At 54.6% G+C, this 17,197-nt stretch carries 17 protein-coding genes; 8 read left to right on the forward strand and 9 right to left on the reverse strand.

Features of this window, described 5'->3' with window-relative positions; all coding sequences use genetic code 11:
* Positions 1-58: 58 nt before the first annotated feature.
* The gene (minC, locus tag FFI95_RS11585; protein WP_144822710.1) at positions 59-808 is read right to left on the reverse strand and encodes a septum site-determining protein MinC; all 750 of its coding nucleotides are present in this window, start codon (positions 806-808) and stop codon (positions 59-61) included.
* Positions 809-848: 40 nt separating this feature from the next.
* Positions 849-1,127, reverse strand: a complete 279-nt coding sequence (locus FFI95_RS11590) for a DUF1244 domain-containing protein (RefSeq protein WP_144822712.1) — start codon at positions 1,125-1,127, stop codon at positions 849-851.
* 114 nt (positions 1,128-1,241) lie between these two features.
* Between FFI95_RS11590 and dinB the strand changes: the two genes are divergently transcribed.
* From dinB to glpK, 7 genes are all read left to right on the forward strand, one after another.
* Positions 1,242-2,306, forward strand: coding sequence for a DNA polymerase IV (gene dinB, locus FFI95_RS11595; RefSeq protein ID WP_144822714.1), 1,065 nt, complete (start codon positions 1,242-1,244; stop codon positions 2,304-2,306).
* A gap of 33 nt (positions 2,307-2,339) precedes the next feature.
* A complete protein-coding gene (locus FFI95_RS11600) occupies positions 2,340-3,377 on the forward strand; it encodes an NADP(H)-dependent aldo-keto reductase (protein ID WP_144822716.1) in 1,038 nt (345 codons plus the stop codon).
* Between the two features lie 232 nt (positions 3,378-3,609).
* Positions 3,610-3,933, forward strand: a complete 324-nt coding sequence (locus tag FFI95_RS11605; RefSeq protein ID WP_144822718.1) for a hypothetical protein — start codon at positions 3,610-3,612, stop codon at positions 3,931-3,933.
* Between the two features lie 131 nt (positions 3,934-4,064).
* Positions 4,065-4,538: an FKBP-type peptidyl-prolyl cis-trans isomerase gene (locus FFI95_RS11610; RefSeq protein WP_144822720.1), complete on the forward strand. Its 474-nt coding sequence runs from the start codon at positions 4,065-4,067 to the stop codon at positions 4,536-4,538.
* A 118-nt stretch (positions 4,539-4,656) separates the two neighbouring features.
* Entirely contained in the window at positions 4,657-5,385 is a 729-nt protein-coding gene (locus FFI95_RS11615) for a response regulator (protein WP_144822721.1), read from the forward strand.
* Positions 5,386-5,448: 63 nt separating this feature from the next.
* Positions 5,449-7,035, forward strand: a complete 1,587-nt coding sequence (locus FFI95_RS11620) for an ATP-binding protein (RefSeq protein ID WP_144822734.1) — start codon at positions 5,449-5,451, stop codon at positions 7,033-7,035.
* Positions 7,032-8,513, forward strand: a complete 1,482-nt coding sequence (gene glpK / locus FFI95_RS11625; RefSeq protein WP_144822736.1) for a glycerol kinase GlpK — start codon at positions 7,032-7,034, stop codon at positions 8,511-8,513. The genes FFI95_RS11620 and glpK overlap by 4 nt, the downstream gene beginning before the upstream one ends.
* 7 nt (positions 8,514-8,520) lie before the next feature.
* On the opposite strand, the gene FFI95_RS11630 is transcribed toward glpK, so the two are convergent.
* Positions 8,521-9,594 (reverse strand): ABC transporter ATP-binding protein, encoded by a 1,074-nt coding sequence (locus FFI95_RS11630; RefSeq protein ID WP_144822738.1) that lies wholly within the window; start codon positions 9,592-9,594, stop codon positions 8,521-8,523.
* Positions 9,595-9,599: 5 nt separating this feature from the next.
* Entirely contained in the window at positions 9,600-10,514 is a 915-nt protein-coding gene (argF, locus tag FFI95_RS11635; protein ID WP_144822740.1) for an ornithine carbamoyltransferase, read from the reverse strand.
* 227 nt (positions 10,515-10,741) lie between these two features.
* Here argF and grxD point away from each other — a divergent pair, with 227 nt between their 5' ends.
* The gene (grxD, locus tag FFI95_RS11640) at positions 10,742-11,068 is read left to right on the forward strand and encodes a Grx4 family monothiol glutaredoxin (RefSeq protein ID WP_144822741.1); all 327 of its coding nucleotides are present in this window, start codon (positions 10,742-10,744) and stop codon (positions 11,066-11,068) included.
* Between the two features lie 26 nt (positions 11,069-11,094).
* Here the strand turns inward: grxD and FFI95_RS11645 are convergent, their stop codons facing one another.
* From FFI95_RS11645 to FFI95_RS11665, 5 genes are all read right to left on the reverse strand, one after another.
* Entirely contained in the window at positions 11,095-11,832 is a 738-nt protein-coding gene (locus FFI95_RS11645) for an energy transducer TonB family protein (protein WP_144822742.1), read from the reverse strand.
* 36 nt (positions 11,833-11,868) lie between these two features.
* Positions 11,869-14,037, reverse strand: a complete 2,169-nt coding sequence (locus tag FFI95_RS11650; protein ID WP_144822744.1) for a DUF1631 domain-containing protein — start codon at positions 14,035-14,037, stop codon at positions 11,869-11,871.
* A 188-nt stretch (positions 14,038-14,225) separates the two neighbouring features.
* Positions 14,226-14,828, reverse strand: a complete 603-nt coding sequence (locus tag FFI95_RS11655; RefSeq protein WP_144822745.1) for a Yip1 family protein — start codon at positions 14,826-14,828, stop codon at positions 14,226-14,228.
* 68 nt (positions 14,829-14,896) lie between these two features.
* On the reverse strand, positions 14,897-16,186 hold the full coding sequence (locus FFI95_RS11660) for an HlyC/CorC family transporter (RefSeq protein ID WP_144822747.1): 1,290 nt from the start codon (positions 16,184-16,186) through the stop codon (positions 14,897-14,899).
* Between the two features lie 83 nt (positions 16,187-16,269).
* Positions 16,270-17,076 carry a cytochrome C assembly family protein gene (locus FFI95_RS11665; RefSeq protein WP_144822749.1) on the reverse strand — a complete coding sequence of 269 codons (807 nt, stop codon included), beginning with the start codon at positions 17,074-17,076 and terminating at the stop codon, positions 16,270-16,272.
* Positions 17,077-17,197 lie beyond the last annotated feature (121 nt).

Here is a 17,197-nt window from a genome sequence, read left to right on the forward strand (position 1 = left end):
TGGATTCGTCGTGTTTGCCGGCTGTTGACCGGTCACATTATTTGGTTCGATTCCAGTGTCAGGCCTTGTCCAGTGGCGATACTACCAGCAGGTCGTCCCTGAGCTGAATCTGCACAGCGCTTTTCCAGCCATTGTCCTGAAGATCTTCCGAGATTTTATAGTGTCCGGCGACGGACACAAGCTCTGCTTCAAGAGACTGGCAAAAAACCCGCGCGGCACTGTCTCCGTGGATGCCGGCCAGAGCCCGGCCACGTAATGGCCCGTACACATGAATATTGCCTGCAGCCAGAACTTCAGCCCCGGCCTGGACCGGCGCCAGAATGATCAGGTCGCCTTCCGGCGCAAACACCTGTTGGCCAGACCTTACCGGCTGGCTGATGATTCTGGCAGGGGAGGCCTCTGGTGCTGCTCTGGCAACGGGTTCCTCCGGCAGTTCGGTTTTTTCCGGCGCTGCTTCGTGGTCTCTGTCTCGCTGACCGTTTCCGGGGATCAGTGCCAGAGCCGCACCCCGGGCCAGGCGGCGCTGGTCATTGTTGCCACCGCGTACGCCAATAACATGAATGTTATTGCGCCGGCAGGTGCCGATAATCTTGAAAAAATCCAGTTCACTGTCCAGGCCTTCGTATTTTTCCAGACTGATAATGAGAGGGATATCGCGGAAAAAACCGGGAGCCTGGCTGATTTTGTCCTTCAAGGCGTTTTCAAAATCATCGTTATCAAAATAGTGCAGCTCCAGTGCGGTCATGGAGACGCTGGCACTTTTCAGCTGGAATACCTGTTGTGCCCCGGAGGTGGCGGTGTTACTCATGAGTGGGTGTCTTCCCTGGTGCCTGCTTCGTGTAGGTTCATTATTTGTGGTCCTGCTTCGGGCCGGTCTGGTGGCGTGCCTTCCAGTCTTCATAGGGCATGCCATAGATTTCTTCCCGGGCGGCAGGATCGGATAGCTGAAAGCCGCGCTCATCAGCCTCTGCCCGGTACCACTTGGAGAGGCAGTTGCGGCAGAAACCGGCCAGGTTCATCAGATCGATATTCTGAACTTCCGGATTGTCCCGCAGATGCTGGACCAGACGGCGAAAAGCTGCAGCTTCAATTTGGGTGCGATCGGAGTCGGGAATCGGGTTAGTCATGGGGCCTCAATGATGTTATCCGGTGATTGTTCGGCAATCCTGACATTCTCGGCATCTTATCGTAAGATACAAGGCTGTATAAATGTACAGAAACCCGACGCGAGCGCAGTGATTATGCCTCAACGCAAGATCATCCATGTGGATTGTGACTGTTTTTATGCGGCCGTCGAAATGCGTGATGACCCGACTTTGCAAGCAGTTCCCCTGGCAGTGGGCGGTGCGGGTGGCCGGGGTGTGGTAACCACCTGTAACTATAAAGCCCGTGCTTACGGGGTTCGCTCGGCAATGCCGGGCAGTGAAGCCCGCCGTTTATGCCCGGGGCTGGTGACTGTGCCAACTGATATGTCACGTTACCGGGCCGTATCACAGCAGGTGATGGGGATTCTCCGGGAGTTGACGGATCTGGTCGAACCTCTGTCCCTGGATGAAGCTTTCCTGGATGTTACGGATGTTACAGAACACCGGGGCAGTGCCACCCTTATGGCGCGCCACCTGCGCGAGCGGGTGAGGAATGAGGTGGGCATAACAATTTCCGCGGGCGTTGCACCTAACAAGTTTCTGGCCAAGGTCGCCAGTGACTGGGAAAAGCCGGATGGTCTGTTTGTCGTGAGTCCGGAAGATGTCGACAGCTTTGTCCGGGAGTTGGGTGTTGAGAAACTGCCCGGAGTCGGGGAGGTTACAGCGACCAGGCTGCATGCACTCGACGTGCACACCTGTGACGATGTACGCGCGCTGGGTGCCAGTGCGCTGATCGAACGGTTTGGAAAGCAGGGTTATCGCCTGTTCGAGATGGCCCACGGCCGGGATGAGCGCCCGGTGGTGGTTTCCCGGGTGGCCAAGTCGCTGAGCGTTGAGCGTACATTTTCTCAGGATTTACCCGACACGGCAGCCTGTGAAACCATGCTGGCAACACTGGTGGCGGACCTTAATCTCCGTCTTTCCCGGAAAGGGCGTGACAAACCTGTCCACAAGCTGTTTGTGAAAATACGGTTCAGCGATTTTTCTACCCATACCCTGGAAAGGGTCCGGGAAAATATACAGGAGCCGGCGTTTGAGGATTATTTGCCGCTACTGACGGAGTTGGTGAGCAATCGCGAGCGTCCGGTGCGGTTGCTCGGGTTGGGGGTGCGTTTTCGCAACGATGATGCGCCCGTTGCTCAGTTGCGGCTTTTTGAGTGAGCTTCACTTGTCTGGAAAGAGTCTGGAGATGTTATGCAAACACGAAAACTTGGGAATACCGGTCTTGATGTGAGCCTGCTTTGCCTGGGCACGATGACCTGGGGTGAGCAGAACAGTGAGCAGGATGCGTTTGAGCAGCTGGATTATGCCACGTCCGAGGGCGTGAATTTTATTGATGCGGCTGAGATGTATCCGGTGCCGCCCAGATCAGAGACGCAAGGGCGGACCGAGACGTATCTGGGCAACTGGCTGGCGCAGAGTGGGCGCCGCAATGATCTGATCATTGCCTCGAAAGTAGCGGGCCCCGGGCCCAGTCTGGGGTATCTTCGTGGTGGCCCTCGTCTCACCCGGGATCACATTGTTGAAGCCTGTGAAGCCAGCCTGAAGCGTCTGCAGACAGATTATATCGACCTTTATCAGGTGCACTGGCCAGACCGTAACGCCAACTTTTTTGGCAAGCTGGGCTATCAGCATGACCCTGAGGAAAGCAGCACGTCGATAGAAGAAACACTCGATGCACTCGGAGAACTGGTAAAGGCTGGAAAAGTCCGGCATATCGGGGTGTCCAATGAAACGCCCTGGGGAGTCATGGAGTACCTGCGCCTGTCTCGAGAAAAAGGGTGGCCGCGGGTTGCCAGTATCCAGAATCCTTATAGTCTGCTGAACCGGTCGTTTGAAGTCGGCATGGCAGAAATCGCCCACCGGGAGCAAGCCGGTTTGCTGGCGTACTCGCCACTGGCTTTCGGCATGTTGTCGGGTAAGTACATGGGAGGAAAGTGGCCGGAGAACGCGCGCCTCAGTTTGTATGAGCGGTTCAGCCGCTATAGCAACAGGCGTGGCACAGAGGCAACGCGCGCCTACACCGAGCTTGCCCGTCAGAATGACCTGTCGCCGGCTCAGATGGCCCTGGCCTATGTGAACAGCCGCAGCTTTATAACCAGTACAATCATTGGAGCTACACGAATGGAGCAGCTCCGGGAAAATATGGGTTCACTGAACGTGACTCTCAGCCCGGATGTTCTGGAGGCCCTCGAGGCAATTCACCAGGAGTTCACCTACCCATGCCCCTGAGCGCAATTTCTCTGGTCTGAGGGGGCTGGATAAACCACAGGGAAGTGGCAAAACCGAGGGTTTGTTACAAAAAGAAATGTTTGGAATTGTCCTTTAACAAAAAGCCATTAGTTCAGTGACAAAAAGCCGGCGCGCCTGTGCCGGATTTCACATATTTTTACGGTTTAAGCATTAGACTTTAGCCCTGCATGCAAGTAATCTTCCGGGCTAATAAAAGGCTGCCGTTGTCATCATGATTATTCGTATATTTGTCCTGCTTCTCGTCCTTAATGCTGCAACATTCATAGTTCGTGCCGAAGCATCTGAGCACTCCCTTGGGTGGTCAGGCGATGCCATGACGACTGAAGAAGTTTATGAGCTGCAACAGCGGGTGTCGGGCGACTTTAAAGAGGATAATGCAGATGCGCTTGCTGAAATCGGCTCTCGTCTTTTAAGTCTGTCTCTGGTCAGGAACAGTGGTACAGGCAAACACTATGCTTCGCAGCCAGCGCAAGCTGATCATGGCATTGCGCTACTGGACGAAGGCGCCAGCCTGAATCTGAAATGGAATTTCTGACCTATTGCCCCTGAGCTTCTGCATACCCCTCCCTGTCACGCCTTATAAAAACACCAGTCTTAAACTGTGCTTCGCCGTGGTAAACTGCCAGCTCTGAAAAAGCCACCGGATACAGGAAACCCGAAAGTCTGATGCAACCTGATCAAGAAAGACCTGACGTTTTTACGGTTCACTACGTGCTGAAAAACAAGCTTGGTGAATTGGTTGATACTTCGGAGGGCAGCGAGCCTTTGCATTTTCTCTACGGCAGTCCGGATGTGATTGAGGGAATCCAGAAGGCGGTTAAAGACCGTAATGCCGGTGATTGTCTGGAAGTGACTATTCCGCCTGTCATGGCCTATGGGGAGCACCGGGAGGATCTTGTTCGCAAAGTGCCACGTACCTTGTTTGAAGGGGTGGAGAATCTCCAGGTTGGCATGAAGTTTCAGACCAACACCGGGGACAACGCTCAGGTGGTTCAGGTTGTCGGAATCGACGGGAAACTGGTCCGCGTAGATGCCAATCACCCGCTTGCAGGATTCACCCTGTACTTCGACCTGGAAATTATTGATCGTCGTGCCGCAACCGATGATGAGATTGCTGAAGGCCGGCCACTTTTCCAGTAAGTAGCTATCAGGTGTTTACATGTATATTTTTGTTTTGCATGTACAATGATTAACATATCAGGCGGCTTGCCTCACCAGGCTGGACTGACTCCGAATACTAAAATCAGGGATACGCTGCGTGGAACAGACAAACGAAAGTTGGCGAATTCTTATTGTTGAAGATGATGAACGGCTTGCAGGGCTGACCCGTGAGTACCTTGAGAGCAATGACTTAACAGTGTCACTTGAAGCTCATGGGGGGCGGGCGGTTGAAAGAATCCGCAATGAACAGCCCGACCTTGTGGTGCTGGATCTGATGTTGCCCGGGGAGGACGGTCTCTCTGTCTGTCGGCGTGTGCGCCCGTTTTATACGGGACCCATTATCATGCTTACGGCACGCACCGATGATCTGGACCAGGTGCTGGGGCTTGAAATGGGAGCGGATGATTATATCAGCAAGCCGGTCAAACCCCGCGTGCTCCTGGCCCGTATACGTGCCATGTTGCGGCGTGTCTCGGATAACGCGCAAAACAATGCTGTGGAAGAAGAAAGCGAAGAGCCTTCCCGCCTGAAGTTTAATGATCTTGTGGTCGATCGTTCCATGCGTGAGGCCTGGTTGAATGATGAGAGCATCGATCTGACCAGTGCAGAATTTGATTTGCTGTGGTTGTTGTCAAGTAACGCTGGCCGGGTACTGAGCCGGGAGGAGATTTTTACAGCGTTGCGGGGCATTGAATACGACGGGCAGGACAGATCGATTGATGTCCGGGTCTCCCGGATTCGACCGAAGATAGGCGATGACCCGGTTCACCCCCGGCGAATAAAAACCGTTAGAAGCAAAGGCTATCTGTTTGTAAAGGAGGCCTGACAACCCAGTCCATTGCGCTGACCAGGGGGCCCTGTCAGCGCGTTACCACCAGGGTCCGCTGATATGCCCCTGAAGTTTTCCCTCAGATTATACGCCCGCCTAGCCAGCCTGACAGCGCTGATCATCCTGCTTTGTATTGTTTTATTTGTGGGTATCAATTCGGTACGTTCCCAGTTCTGGCATGAGCGCTTTTCCGAGCCTTTGTTACGCTGGCTGGCGTCTTCATCATCTCCTGAACAGCAATATCACTGGCTTGCGCCCCGGCATGATTTCGGGGTTTCAGACGCCAGGCGTCTGTCACTGTCGCCGGTTATTCAGGAGCGCCTGGGCTATGGCCAGGTGGTCGTGGCCGAAAATGCTCTGGGGTATCGTTTTCTGGTGGCCGGACCCCGGGGACAGGTGCTGTACTTTCAGGCAAGCCAGCCATACCGGGATATAGCAATCGCTACTGCGCAGGTCTTGCGCGTAAACCTTAATGCTGCAGACCCGGGCGAGCGTGAAGCAGCTGCCGAGCTTCTCTCTGCTGGCCTGAATGTCGGTGTTCAGAGTGTTCAGGATCCGCAAACACTCCTGGCGAAGGGGATGCTGGACCATGTCTACCAGCGCGGACTGGCCTTTTACCAGGATCATGGAGAAGGCAAAGTGCTGATCCGGTTGTCTGATGGTGAGCTGATTCAGGTTGACTTGCCGGCACCGTTTAACCCATGGGCATGGCCGGTGATTTTGCTGCTGCTGGTGGCCTCCGGCGGTGCTCTGACATTAGCCCTGGTCTATGTGCTCCGGAACCTTGATAGCAGTCTGCGTACCGTGGAGTCTGTTGCGGTACGCATTGCCCGGGGGGATATGAGCGCCAGGGTTGAGGCCCGTGAGGAGAGCATTGTTTCCCGACTGGTAACTGCCTTTAATGGGATGGCTGAGCATATTCAGCGTCTTGTTAATGTGCAGAGTGAAATGATTCATGCCGTATCCCATGAGTTGAGAACACCGGTTGCCCGCATTCGCTTTGGTGTACAAATGATTGAGGGGTGCCAGGGGCAGGAGGCACTGCAAAAACAGCTTGATGGTATTGACGATGATATCCAGGAGCTGGATGAACTGATCGATGAAATACTCACGTTTGCCCGGCTAGAGCAGGGCGGTCCCGTTTTTGCCCTTACAGAGGCTTCCCTGATTGATATTGTCGGGCAAGTGGTTGAGGAGCAGCAGCGTGTCAAGCCGGAGCTCAGTATTGAGATCGACATGGATGAGACAACAGAGCAGTTGGCTCTGGCGGATCTGGAACCACGCTACATGCATCGGGCAATTCAGAACCTGGTCGGAAACGCCGGACACTATGCGGCCGGCAGAGTGCTTGTTCGCTGTCGTATTGATGAGGACCATTGCCGGATTGATGTTGAAGATGATGGCCCGGGTATTCCGGAAGAGGATTGGAGTAAGGTTTTCACCGCGTTTGCCCGGCTGGATAACAGCCGTACCCGGGATTCCGGAGGGTATGGTCTGGGGCTCTCTATTGTCCGGCGTATTTTATACTGGCACAACGGTCAGGCCTTTATCAGCCGGAGTAACAGTCTGGGTGGTGCCTGCTTCAGCCTGGTCTGGCCGCGAAAGAACAACAACTTTTCTATTGAGTCACGACAGGATTTCTTATGACCCGCTACCTGCTTGCCATTGATCAGGGTACAACCAGTTCCCGTGCCATTGTGTTTGATCAGAGCGGTGGCTGCGTCGCGTCTGCCCAGCAGGAGTTTGCACAACATTTTCCCGGTGATGGCCAGGTCGAGCATGATGCCATGGAAATCTGGGAGAGTACGCTGTCGGTGTGCCGGTCCGCACTGAAGAAGGCCGCCCTCGAAGCTACGCAACTGGCGGGTATTGGCATTACCAATCAGCGGGAAACCACGGTGATCTGGGATCGGGCAACGGGCCTGCCAGTGCATCGCGCGATTGTCTGGCAGGACAGGCGCACGGCGTCGTTATGTACCAAGTTGAAGACCGACGGTCATGAAAGCACGGTGGTTGAGCGCACGGGTCTGTTGATTGATCCGTACTTCTCCGCCACTAAAATTGCCTGGATACTGGATGACGTAGAAGGCGCCCGCGCCCGTGCGGAAGCCGGGGAACTGGCCTTTGGTACCATCGATAGCTGGCTGCTGTGGAACCTTACGGGTGGGCGTTCCCATTGCACTGATGCCAGTAATGCCTCCCGGACAGCGCTGTTTAACATACACACGCAACAGTGGGATGAGGACATGCTTGCGCTATTCCGGGTGCCCGGCTCGCTTCTGCCGGATGTGCTCGACAGTGCGGCAGACTACGGGAGCGCCGAGCCTCACTGGCTGGGAGCCCCCGTTATGGTGGCCGGAATTGCAGGTGACCAGCAGGCGGCACTGATAGGGCAGGCCTGCTTCAGCCCCGGTATGGCAAAAAGCACGTATGGCACCGGGTGTTTTCTGATGGTCAATACCGGAGCCACGGCTGTTCGCTCGGAGAATCGCCTGCTTACGACGGTGGCCTATCGCCTGAACGGTGAGCCCTGTTATGCAGTGGAGGGCAGTATTTTCGTGGCAGGTGCGGCCATGCAGTGGCTTCGGGACGGGTTAAAACTGATCCGCCATGCCAGTGAGTCTTCCGGTTATGCTGAAACAGTGGGTGTGGATAATGCGGTTTACCTGGTCCCTGCTTTCACCGGGCTGGGTGCACCCTACTGGGACCCCCATGCCCGCGGCGCGATCATGGGGCTTACCCGGGATACAGGCATTGGTGAAATCGTTACGGCCGGTCTGCAGTCTGTGTGCTATCAGACCAAGGATCTGGCGCGCGCTATTCAGAATGACGGGGCCGCCCTCGCGTCATTGCGGGTAGATGGCGGCATGGTTGTTAATGACTGGTTGATGCAGTTTCTGGCCGACATACTCAATGTAACAGTCGACCGCCCCGGGGTGACTGAAACCACAGCTCTGGGGGCGGCTTACCTTGCGGGTCTGCAGACGGGTATTTACAGAAGTCTGGACGAGATTTCAGGGCTCTGGGCATGTGAGCGCCAGTTTCATGCGCAAATGCGCCCGGCGCTGCGCGAGTCATTGTATGCCGGCTGGCTGGATTCGATCGAACGAATCCGCAATAACTGACCCGGGGTCAGGCTCCACGTTCGAATGCGATGAGGTGATCGGCTTCGACCCGAATCGGCACTGTTTCCCCCAGATGAAAATCCAGATGACTGCGGAACAGAGCTTCAAACTCCGTATCTTCCGAGCACCGGAAGCGGTAGAGAGTAGAGGTGCCGGCAAAGGTTTTTTCTACAACTTTCGGGCGCAGGTCTGACTCTTCATCGTAAACAATATCGTCCGGACGTATAAGGATATCTACCAGGGTGCCCGCCGGCCAGTTATACGCCCGGTTGCCATGGATGATGCCCAGTTCCGATTCAATGATATCCGGCCCCATAGCTTTCCCGGGCACAAAACCGCCCTGGCCTACAAAACTGGCAACAAAGCGGTTTACCGGTTCGTGATACAGGTTGAAGGGCACATCCCACTGCTGAATCTGGCCGTTTTGCAACACGGCCACCTGGTCACACATTGCAAAGGCTTCCTGCTGATCGTGAGTCACCAGAATAGCGCTGATGCCAAGGGTTTTCAGGATCTCGCGAACATCCAGGCTAAGCCGGCGGCGCAGATCTGTATCGAGGTTGGAAAACGGTTCGTCTAGCAGAATCAGTGTCGGTTCCGGGGCCAGGGCCCGTGCAAGAGCCACCCGCTGTTGCTGCCCGCCTGATAGCTGGTGCGGATAGTTGTCGGCCAGATCCTGCAGGTGCACAACATTCAACAGTTCCATAACCTTTTGTCGTTTTTCAGCCCTGGCCATACCCAGCAAACCGAAACCAACGTTATCGGCAATGCTCAGATGCGGAAACAGGGCGTAGTCCTGAAAAACCATACCGATGCGGCGCTTTTCAGGGGCCAGTGTGCGGCCAGGCAGGCTGATAGGCTGTGACTGCAGGTATATTGCCCCTTCGGTCAGGGGAAGAAATCCTGCCAGGGCCCTGAGAATCGTACTTTTGCCGCAGCCGCTGGGCCCAAGAAGGCACCCGATGTCACCATGGCTGAGGGCGAAGCTCACATCCTTTACAACGGCTTCTCCGCCATAACCACAGGAGAGGTTGTTTACCTCAAGCAGCCAGTTGTGTGCGGCAGTTTCCGGGGTGCTCATAAGATTTAATCCAGGCGGTTGAGAATCAGGAATTCCAGCAGGGCTTTCTGGGCGTGGAGCCTGTTTTCAGCCTCATCCCAGATGACCGAAGCCGGGTGCTCGATCATGTCTGCAGATATCTCCTCGCCACGGTGGGCAGGCAGGCAGTGCATAAACAGAGCGTCTTTATCGGCCAGAGTCATCAACGCAGGGTTGATCTGATAGTCATGGAAGGCTTTTTCCCGGGCCTTTTGTTCGTCTTCCTGGCCCATGGAGGCCCAGACATCGGTTACCAGAAGGTTGGCGTTGCGTGCAGCGTCGGCCGGGTTACGTACAAGTGAGATCCGGTCCCCATGCTTTTTCATTAGCTCCGGATCAGGATCATAGCCCTCGGGCGTTGCTATATTCAGGTGAAAACCGAACTGGCTGGCGGCGTTAATATAGGAGTGGCACATATTGTTACCATCGCCTATCCAGGCCACGGTGGCTCCACGGATACTGCCGCGATGCTCGCGGAATGTCTGCATGTCGGCGAGCAGTTGGCACGGATGAAAATCATCTGTAAGGGCATTGATAACCGGGGCCTGCGAAGCCCTGGCAAAGGTTTCGACTGTCTCATGGGCGAAGGTGCGGATCATGACAGCGTCAACCATGCGGGAGATCACAATGGCAGAGTCTTCAATCGGCTCGCCACGGCCAAGCTGTGTATCCCTGGGAGAGAGAAACATGGCAGAGCCGCCCAGCTGTGCCATGCCAGCCTCGAAAGAGACCCGCGTCCGGGTAGATGATTTCTCGAAAATCATCGCCAGTACGCGATTTTTAAGAGAGTCTCTTACCGTACCCAGGCGCCATTCATTCCGGAGCCTGGTGCCGTGATCCACCAGGTCTTCCAGTTCGGTGGTGGACATGTCATTAAGTGTCAGAAAATGCCTTGCTGCCATAGGTTGGCCCTTACCTTGGTGAAGCCCTGGATGAGTATAAATACGAGTGAAAAATATGGGGGAACCAAGTCTAGCCCTTCGTGCCAAAGATGACAACGCTGCGGCTGGCAGGCTTGCTCTGTATCAAATTGACGTGTTTGTTGGGCAGCCTGCCCGACGTGTACAATGAAACCTGGCTGAAACAGGCGCAATCGACTGTTTTTGTACTTAATCAGAGGTGAGTGTTCATGGACATTAACGAAACCATTAAAACCCAGCTTTCAGAGAATCCGATCATTCTGTATATGAAAGGATCGCCTCAGGCACCGCAGTGTGGCTTTTCTGCCAAAACCTCACAGGCCCTGATGGCGTGCGGCGAGCGCTTTGCGTTTGTGAACATTCTCGATAACCAGGAGCTACGCGAAGGTCTGAAGGTCTATTCCAGCTGGCCAACGTATCCTCAGCTTTACGTTAACGGTGAGCTGGTTGGCGGTTGTGACATTATCATGGAAATGTCGGAAAACGGCGAGCTGGCGACTCTGGTAAAAGAGGCTGCCAAGCAGGCTGAAGCCTGATCCCGCCTGTCAGTTGATCCTGCAGGTCAGAGCCGCGACGGAGCAAACACCAGTGTAACTTCGAAGCGGCTGTTATCGCCCTGTTTACCTGGCGGCTCCGGGTAAGGGCTGGCAGATAGCGCGGCTCGATATGCCGCGCTATCTATTTGCTTTATACCTGTCGATTTCATCACTCTTGCCCGGGTCAGGGCACCATTCTGTAGTAGCTGCAGCTCCAGTCTCAGGGTGCTGGAATCTGTAAGTTCGCTGATAGCTGGAACTCTCTTTTTTTCCAGTTCCCGGGCCAGATGTGTAGCCAGCTTAATCAGATAGGGATCCTTCTCGCTGGGCGCTTTTGTAATCGCGGTGATTGTGTCGGTGCTGTCCGTTTCAGGGCGGGGCTGAGGTGCCGGCTGCGAGGGCGAGCTTGTGGGTGAGGTATTTGATGAGGCCTGTGTAGAACGATCGGGGCTCGGCTCGGGGCTGTGATCGTTTGGCGACGACTCAGAAGATGGCTTGGGCGAGCTGTTGTGCTCCCTTGGCACTGGCACACTGCTTTTTTTTGCAGTCTCTGAAAGTTGTGGGCTGTCAGTGGTGGGTGGCGCCTGGTGACTGGCCGGGGAGGTCAGGTTCAGCCGCAGCGTCTGACGATGCTCCACGGGCAGGTCCGGCCTCAGAGGAGGCACTGCGGACAAGAGCAGTGTGTGCAGCATGATGGCAGTTGATAAAGCGAGCGTAATGCGATACTTCGCAGGAAGACTGTTGTTACTGCCAGACTCCAGCATTACTTGCGGGTCGCTCCTTTATAGGTACATGAATGTTCATGCGGTTTTGCTGCGCAGGGAGCCAACAACAGCCCCCAGTGCCCGATCGATCAGCGCACCTTGCTCCAGTCGTTTCATTCTTCCCCGTTGCATTTCCAGGGCAAGTTCCGTGCGGGTTTTCTCAATGACTTTCAGCCCCATGCGGTTCACAAACACAAAGCAGTCCGCCTCTTCAATAACGGCAGAAAGTTTACAACGAAACCCGGTGCCATTCACCAGGCGGAACTCGACCCAGTTACCGGTTTCAAGTTCATCTACCTGAACCATAAAGTCGGCGATGGAGGCGTCTTCGGGGTGCAGTTCTGCCTGTTGTCTGGCTTCATCAGGCGACGCTTCCGGAGCCGGGGGTGGAGCTTGGGTCATTTCCATTCCAGAGCTGGCCCGAAAGGCTTCTGCCAGTTCCTGTTTCAGCTGAGACATGGTTTCATCGAGTCTGACAGAGTTGTATGAGACTTCTTCCAGGCCAGTGCGCAAGGCTTTCAGCAAGCCTGGCACAACACGAACCCACTGATCTCTCTCGGCATCTTCCAGGTGTGGATGCAGACACCAGATCAGGTCATCCACGACGTTTACGCTTTCCTGCCAGCGGTGTTCTTTATCGTCGCGCAAGTAGGCCAGAAACATGACCCGGCTCCAACCATTGATCAGCATATTGTAAACGGATTCCGGAAGCGTGTAGCGGGCCAGGCGCTCTGCGATAACCTGATCCACTATTTCCTGGGCTCTCTGCGATTTTATACGACCGCGTTCGGATTCGCGCGTACGCTGCTCAACCAGCGACGCCTTTCTGTTCTCCCTGGCAAGAAAGGCTTCAAACTCCGTGTTCAGTTCAACAAAGAGGCCGATGTCACCATCAAATTCATTGAGTATGGTCTGCACAATGCTGTGAATTTTTTCGTAGAGCTTGTCGCGTGCCTTTTCATCGCTGTTGCTCCAGCCAATGCCGGCACGGGCAAGGGAGTTGAGCAGTTTGCGTGCCGGGTGAGACGCCTTACTGAAAAAGCTCCGGTCTTTGAGGACAACCTTCAGAATCGGGATCTGCAGCCGGCTTATCAATACCTGGATGGGTGCAGACAGGTTGTAATCTTCGAGAATAAATTCAAACAGCATGGAAACCAGGTTGACCAGGTCTTCATCCACTTCTTTCAATGCAGGCTTTTTGCCGTCCCGGGTGCTGGCTTGGGACAGTGTGTTCTGCACGGCGTTACGCAGGTCAACGGTAAGGGGTTCACCTTCACTGAGGTCGCGAGTCGTTTCTGAGGTGCGGCTGGCGGGTAGTTGTGTCAGCAGACTGAACAGTTCATTAATACCGACAACGCGAATGCCAGGGTCGTGTTGCCGTGACCGGGTACCCGAGTCACCTCTCTGGCGTGCCAGGAGCTGGTAGATCTGATCGAGTACTTCGCTGTCATCCACAGTACTGTTCTGCGGTTCCCCTGTGGTGTTTTCTGTTCGAGTGGTGTGTCCGGGCTCACTCTTGCCATGATAACGGAAGTTGGGAATGACCCCGGCCTGAATCAGAATCCGGTTGGCTTCGTCCAGCAGCATTTCCAGATTGGAGACAACGTACCGGTCAAACTGTTTGAGGAGAATCAGTCGCTCACGAATCTGTATTTCCAGGGGGGCAATGGCATCAGCGAAGGCCTTGCACAGGTGTTCCGGCGCCATAGGATTCACCGGCGAGTCCTCGGAGCGGCCGTCGTATACCTGGGTGAAGCGGGTCTGGAGCTGCAAAAGCGGGCCCTGAAAGTGGGCTCTGGCTTTGGTGGCCATGGCAGTAAGTGCGACTTGTTCTTCCAGGTCGTCGTTGCCAACCAGTGTCAGGTTGTCCTGGGTGGCGTGGGCTTGGGTGACAGAGGGCGTATCTGTACCGGGAGGAGTGGCAAACAGCTGCGCGACTCTGTGCTGAAACTGACGCTCAACGCCTTTGCGCTTGATGCGGATTTCCCGCATGGCTTCAAAGTAACGGTTCTGTTCATTGTTACTGCGGGCATTGTTGGCGAGCTCAAAAAGCGAATCATCAACTGCATCAAATGCACCCTGAAGCAAGTCTCCAAGTCCGGCAACCACTGTGTCACGGATCCGGGATACCTCCGGGGGAACCGGCGTATTACCGCCCGCCTTACGGGTTTGGTGGAGGTAGTGTATGTCGGACTGCTTGCTCATGGCCGGCTCCTGCTTGCGGCTCAATCGGGCACCTGGTCGGGTTTGGTTGCCTGACATTAATAATAGGTTAAATTTACCGCATTTCATGCATTGTTAACATGAATAAAGCCAAAGCCTGTGAGCTGGTCGCAAAAGCAGTTGAAAGGGCACTCTTGTGAATGCCCTTGAACTGCTGAATATACCGGATCTCAGGCGATATAGACTGGCCCGACCCCCACACTCCAGATCACGACGCTTATGGCCAGTAATGCAACAAACATGACCAGCCCCACGGTCAGCACGGCGGTTGCAAACATGAAGCCTCGATCTTCGGGGATCTTCATCAGAATGGGCAGCCCCTCGTAAAGAAGGAAGACGGCGTACGCAATCGCGACCAGACCAGCCAGCATGTTGACCCATATGTTGGGGTAAACGGCAATCACACCAATCAGGAAAATGGGTGTGGCAGTATAAGCTGCCATTGTAACACCCCTCGGTGAGTGCTCGGAGACACCGTAAGTGGCCGAAAAAAAGTCAATAAACTTACCCAGGATAAATATGCCGGCCAGCATGGCCGCATAAAATAATATCGACAGGCTCAGGCCACTTTGCACCGACAGGCGTGTTACCTGCCCGTCCCCGATTTGCCAGCCCACCTGCGTGGTGCCGATGAACCCTGCAAGCGCAGGAATCAGGGCCAGGATCAGAACATGCCCAAAGTAAAGCCGGAGGGTGGATTCAGAGTCTTTCCGGATGGCTTTCCATTCCCGGTCCGGTTTGAACAGAAGGCCAAAAGAATGTGCAAGGCTCATTGGCAAGCTCCTTTATGTTTATTTTTGTTACCTTTCCTGTCCAAGTGTTAACGGTCGGTTGATGTACGTCAAGGAGTTTGGATGAGATTTGCTCGTTTTCTCGGTATTTTTGGATGCACGATGGCAGCCTTCACGACGTTGTCCTTGATTTGAAGAACCTCTACCCGGTGCCCCTCGACCTTCAGGCAAACGTTGGTGTCGGGGATGTTTTCAAGGGTTTCAGTGATGAGTCCGTTCAGGGTTTTTGGTCCATCGATCGACAGGTTCCAGCCCAGAGCTTTATTGATTGTGCGCACCGACGTTGTGCCATCAATGATGAATGTACTGTCTTCCAGAGGGATAATGTCGGGGCTGGTTGCCGCATAGTCGGTGGTAAACTCACCAACGATTTCTTCCAGAATGTCTTCCAGGGTTGCCAGACCCAGTACGTCACCATACTCATCCACTACAATCCCAAAACGACGCTTTTCTTTCTGGAAGTTGATGAGCTGGGTGTTAAGGGGTGTGCTCTCAGGAATAAAGTAGGGCTCCTGACACAGCTGCATGATCATTGCTTTGTTGATGTCGTCCCGTTGCAGCAGCTTGGTTGTATTGCGCAGGTGCAGGATGCCCTGAATGGTGTTGATGTCACCTTTGAACACCGGCAGACGGGTGTGCTGGCTGTTTCTGAGCTGGTGCAGAATGGCATCGGTGTCATCATCCAGATCGATGCCGGAGATTTCGTTGCGGGGTACCATGATGTCATTCACGGTTACCTTTTCCAGATCAAGAATGCTGACCAGCATATCTTTGTGCTTGGCAGGAATCAGTGCGCCAGCTTCGTTGACCAGGGTCCGAAGCTCTTCCCGGCTGAGGTGGTCGCTGGCCGCATCGCTTGCGGAGATTCTTAAAACCCTGAGTATGGCACCGGTAAACAGGTTAACTGCCCAGACAACCGGGTAAAGGATTTTCAGAAGCGGCCCCAGAACATAGCTTGCCGGAAAAGCGATTTTTTCCGGAAACAGGGCGGCGAGGGTTTTGGGGGTGACTTCAGCAAAAATCAGTATAACGATTGTCAGAAGCAGTGTCGCAATGGCAATGCCTGCGTCGCCCCAGATCCGGATGGCAATGACGGTTGCAATGGAGGATGCCAGGATGTTGACAAAGTTGTTGCCAATGAGGATCACGCCAATCAGCTGATCGGTGCGCTCGAGCAGGCCTTGTGCGCGCTTTGCGCCCTTGTGGCCGGTTTTCGCCATGTGTCTCAGGCGGTACCGGTTCAGGGACATCATTCCGGTTTCAGAGCTGGAGAAAAACGCTGACAGCATGATCAGCCCGACAAGAATTACCGACAGCGCAGTAAGCGATGTACCGTCCAAACCAGAAGTGTCCTTATATAACTGACAGGTAACGAAAGTAGGTTGAGACTGCGCCCGGTGTCAAGGCCCTGAAGCCGGGTAACTCAGCCGCCATAGCCGAATACCAGCTCAAGAGCGAATTTGCTGCCGTAGAAGGCCACCATGAGTAGTACGCAGCCAGCCAGAGTCCAGCGGCTTGCGGTTATGCCGCGCCAGCCTTTTGTGTAACGGCCGATAAGCAGTGCCACAAAAACCACCAGAGACAACAGGGAGAATACTGTTTTGTGGGCCAGGTGCTGAGCAAAGAGGTTTTCTATGAATACCGCACCTGTCACTATGGCAAGGGTGAGCATGACAACGCCGGCCCAGACCATTTCGAAAAGCAGGGATTCCATGGTCTGCAGTGGAGGCAGGTTGCGCATCACCGTGCTGGTGTGCTTTTGTTTCAGCTGGCGGTTCTGGATATAAAGCAGCACTGCCTGTATGGCCGCAAGCGAAAAGAGGCTGTAGGCTGTTACTGATAATGCGATGTGAGCCAGCATGCCGTAGCTTTCGCTGGATACCAGTCTGGACGGTGTGTGGGTGATCAGGGCGGTAATGATGGATAACGCTGCCAGCGGGTAGGCGCCAAGAAAAAGGCCCTGGACCGGCTTGCGCAGGTTCAGCCCCAGCAGCAGAAAGACAATCAGCCAGGAAATCAGTACGGAGCTTTTGAAAAAGCTGAGGTCGACACCGCCATCAAGGTAGATGGTCTGGGTTATCAAAAGCCCATGGGATGTGAGCGCCAGCATGCCGATCAGGGTGGTGATTGCAATGTTACTGTGCACGCGCCCACGGAAGTGGAGCGCCTGCAAAGCGGTGCCGACGCTGTACAGAAATAGTGAGGTGACCGCGAGAATCAGCGTTCCCATGACTTCCTTATTAACCACTGTGCTGGCTGGAGATCGGCATGACTGAATGCCGATTTGACCGGGCTGGTCGTTTCAGAACGATAGTCTGGTTATAATGTCCTTATTATGCAATAGGAATCAA

This window comes from Marinobacter piscis, assembly GCF_007671655.1.
GTDB classification, from domain to species: domain Bacteria; phylum Pseudomonadota; class Gammaproteobacteria; order Pseudomonadales; family Oleiphilaceae; genus Marinobacter; species Marinobacter piscensis.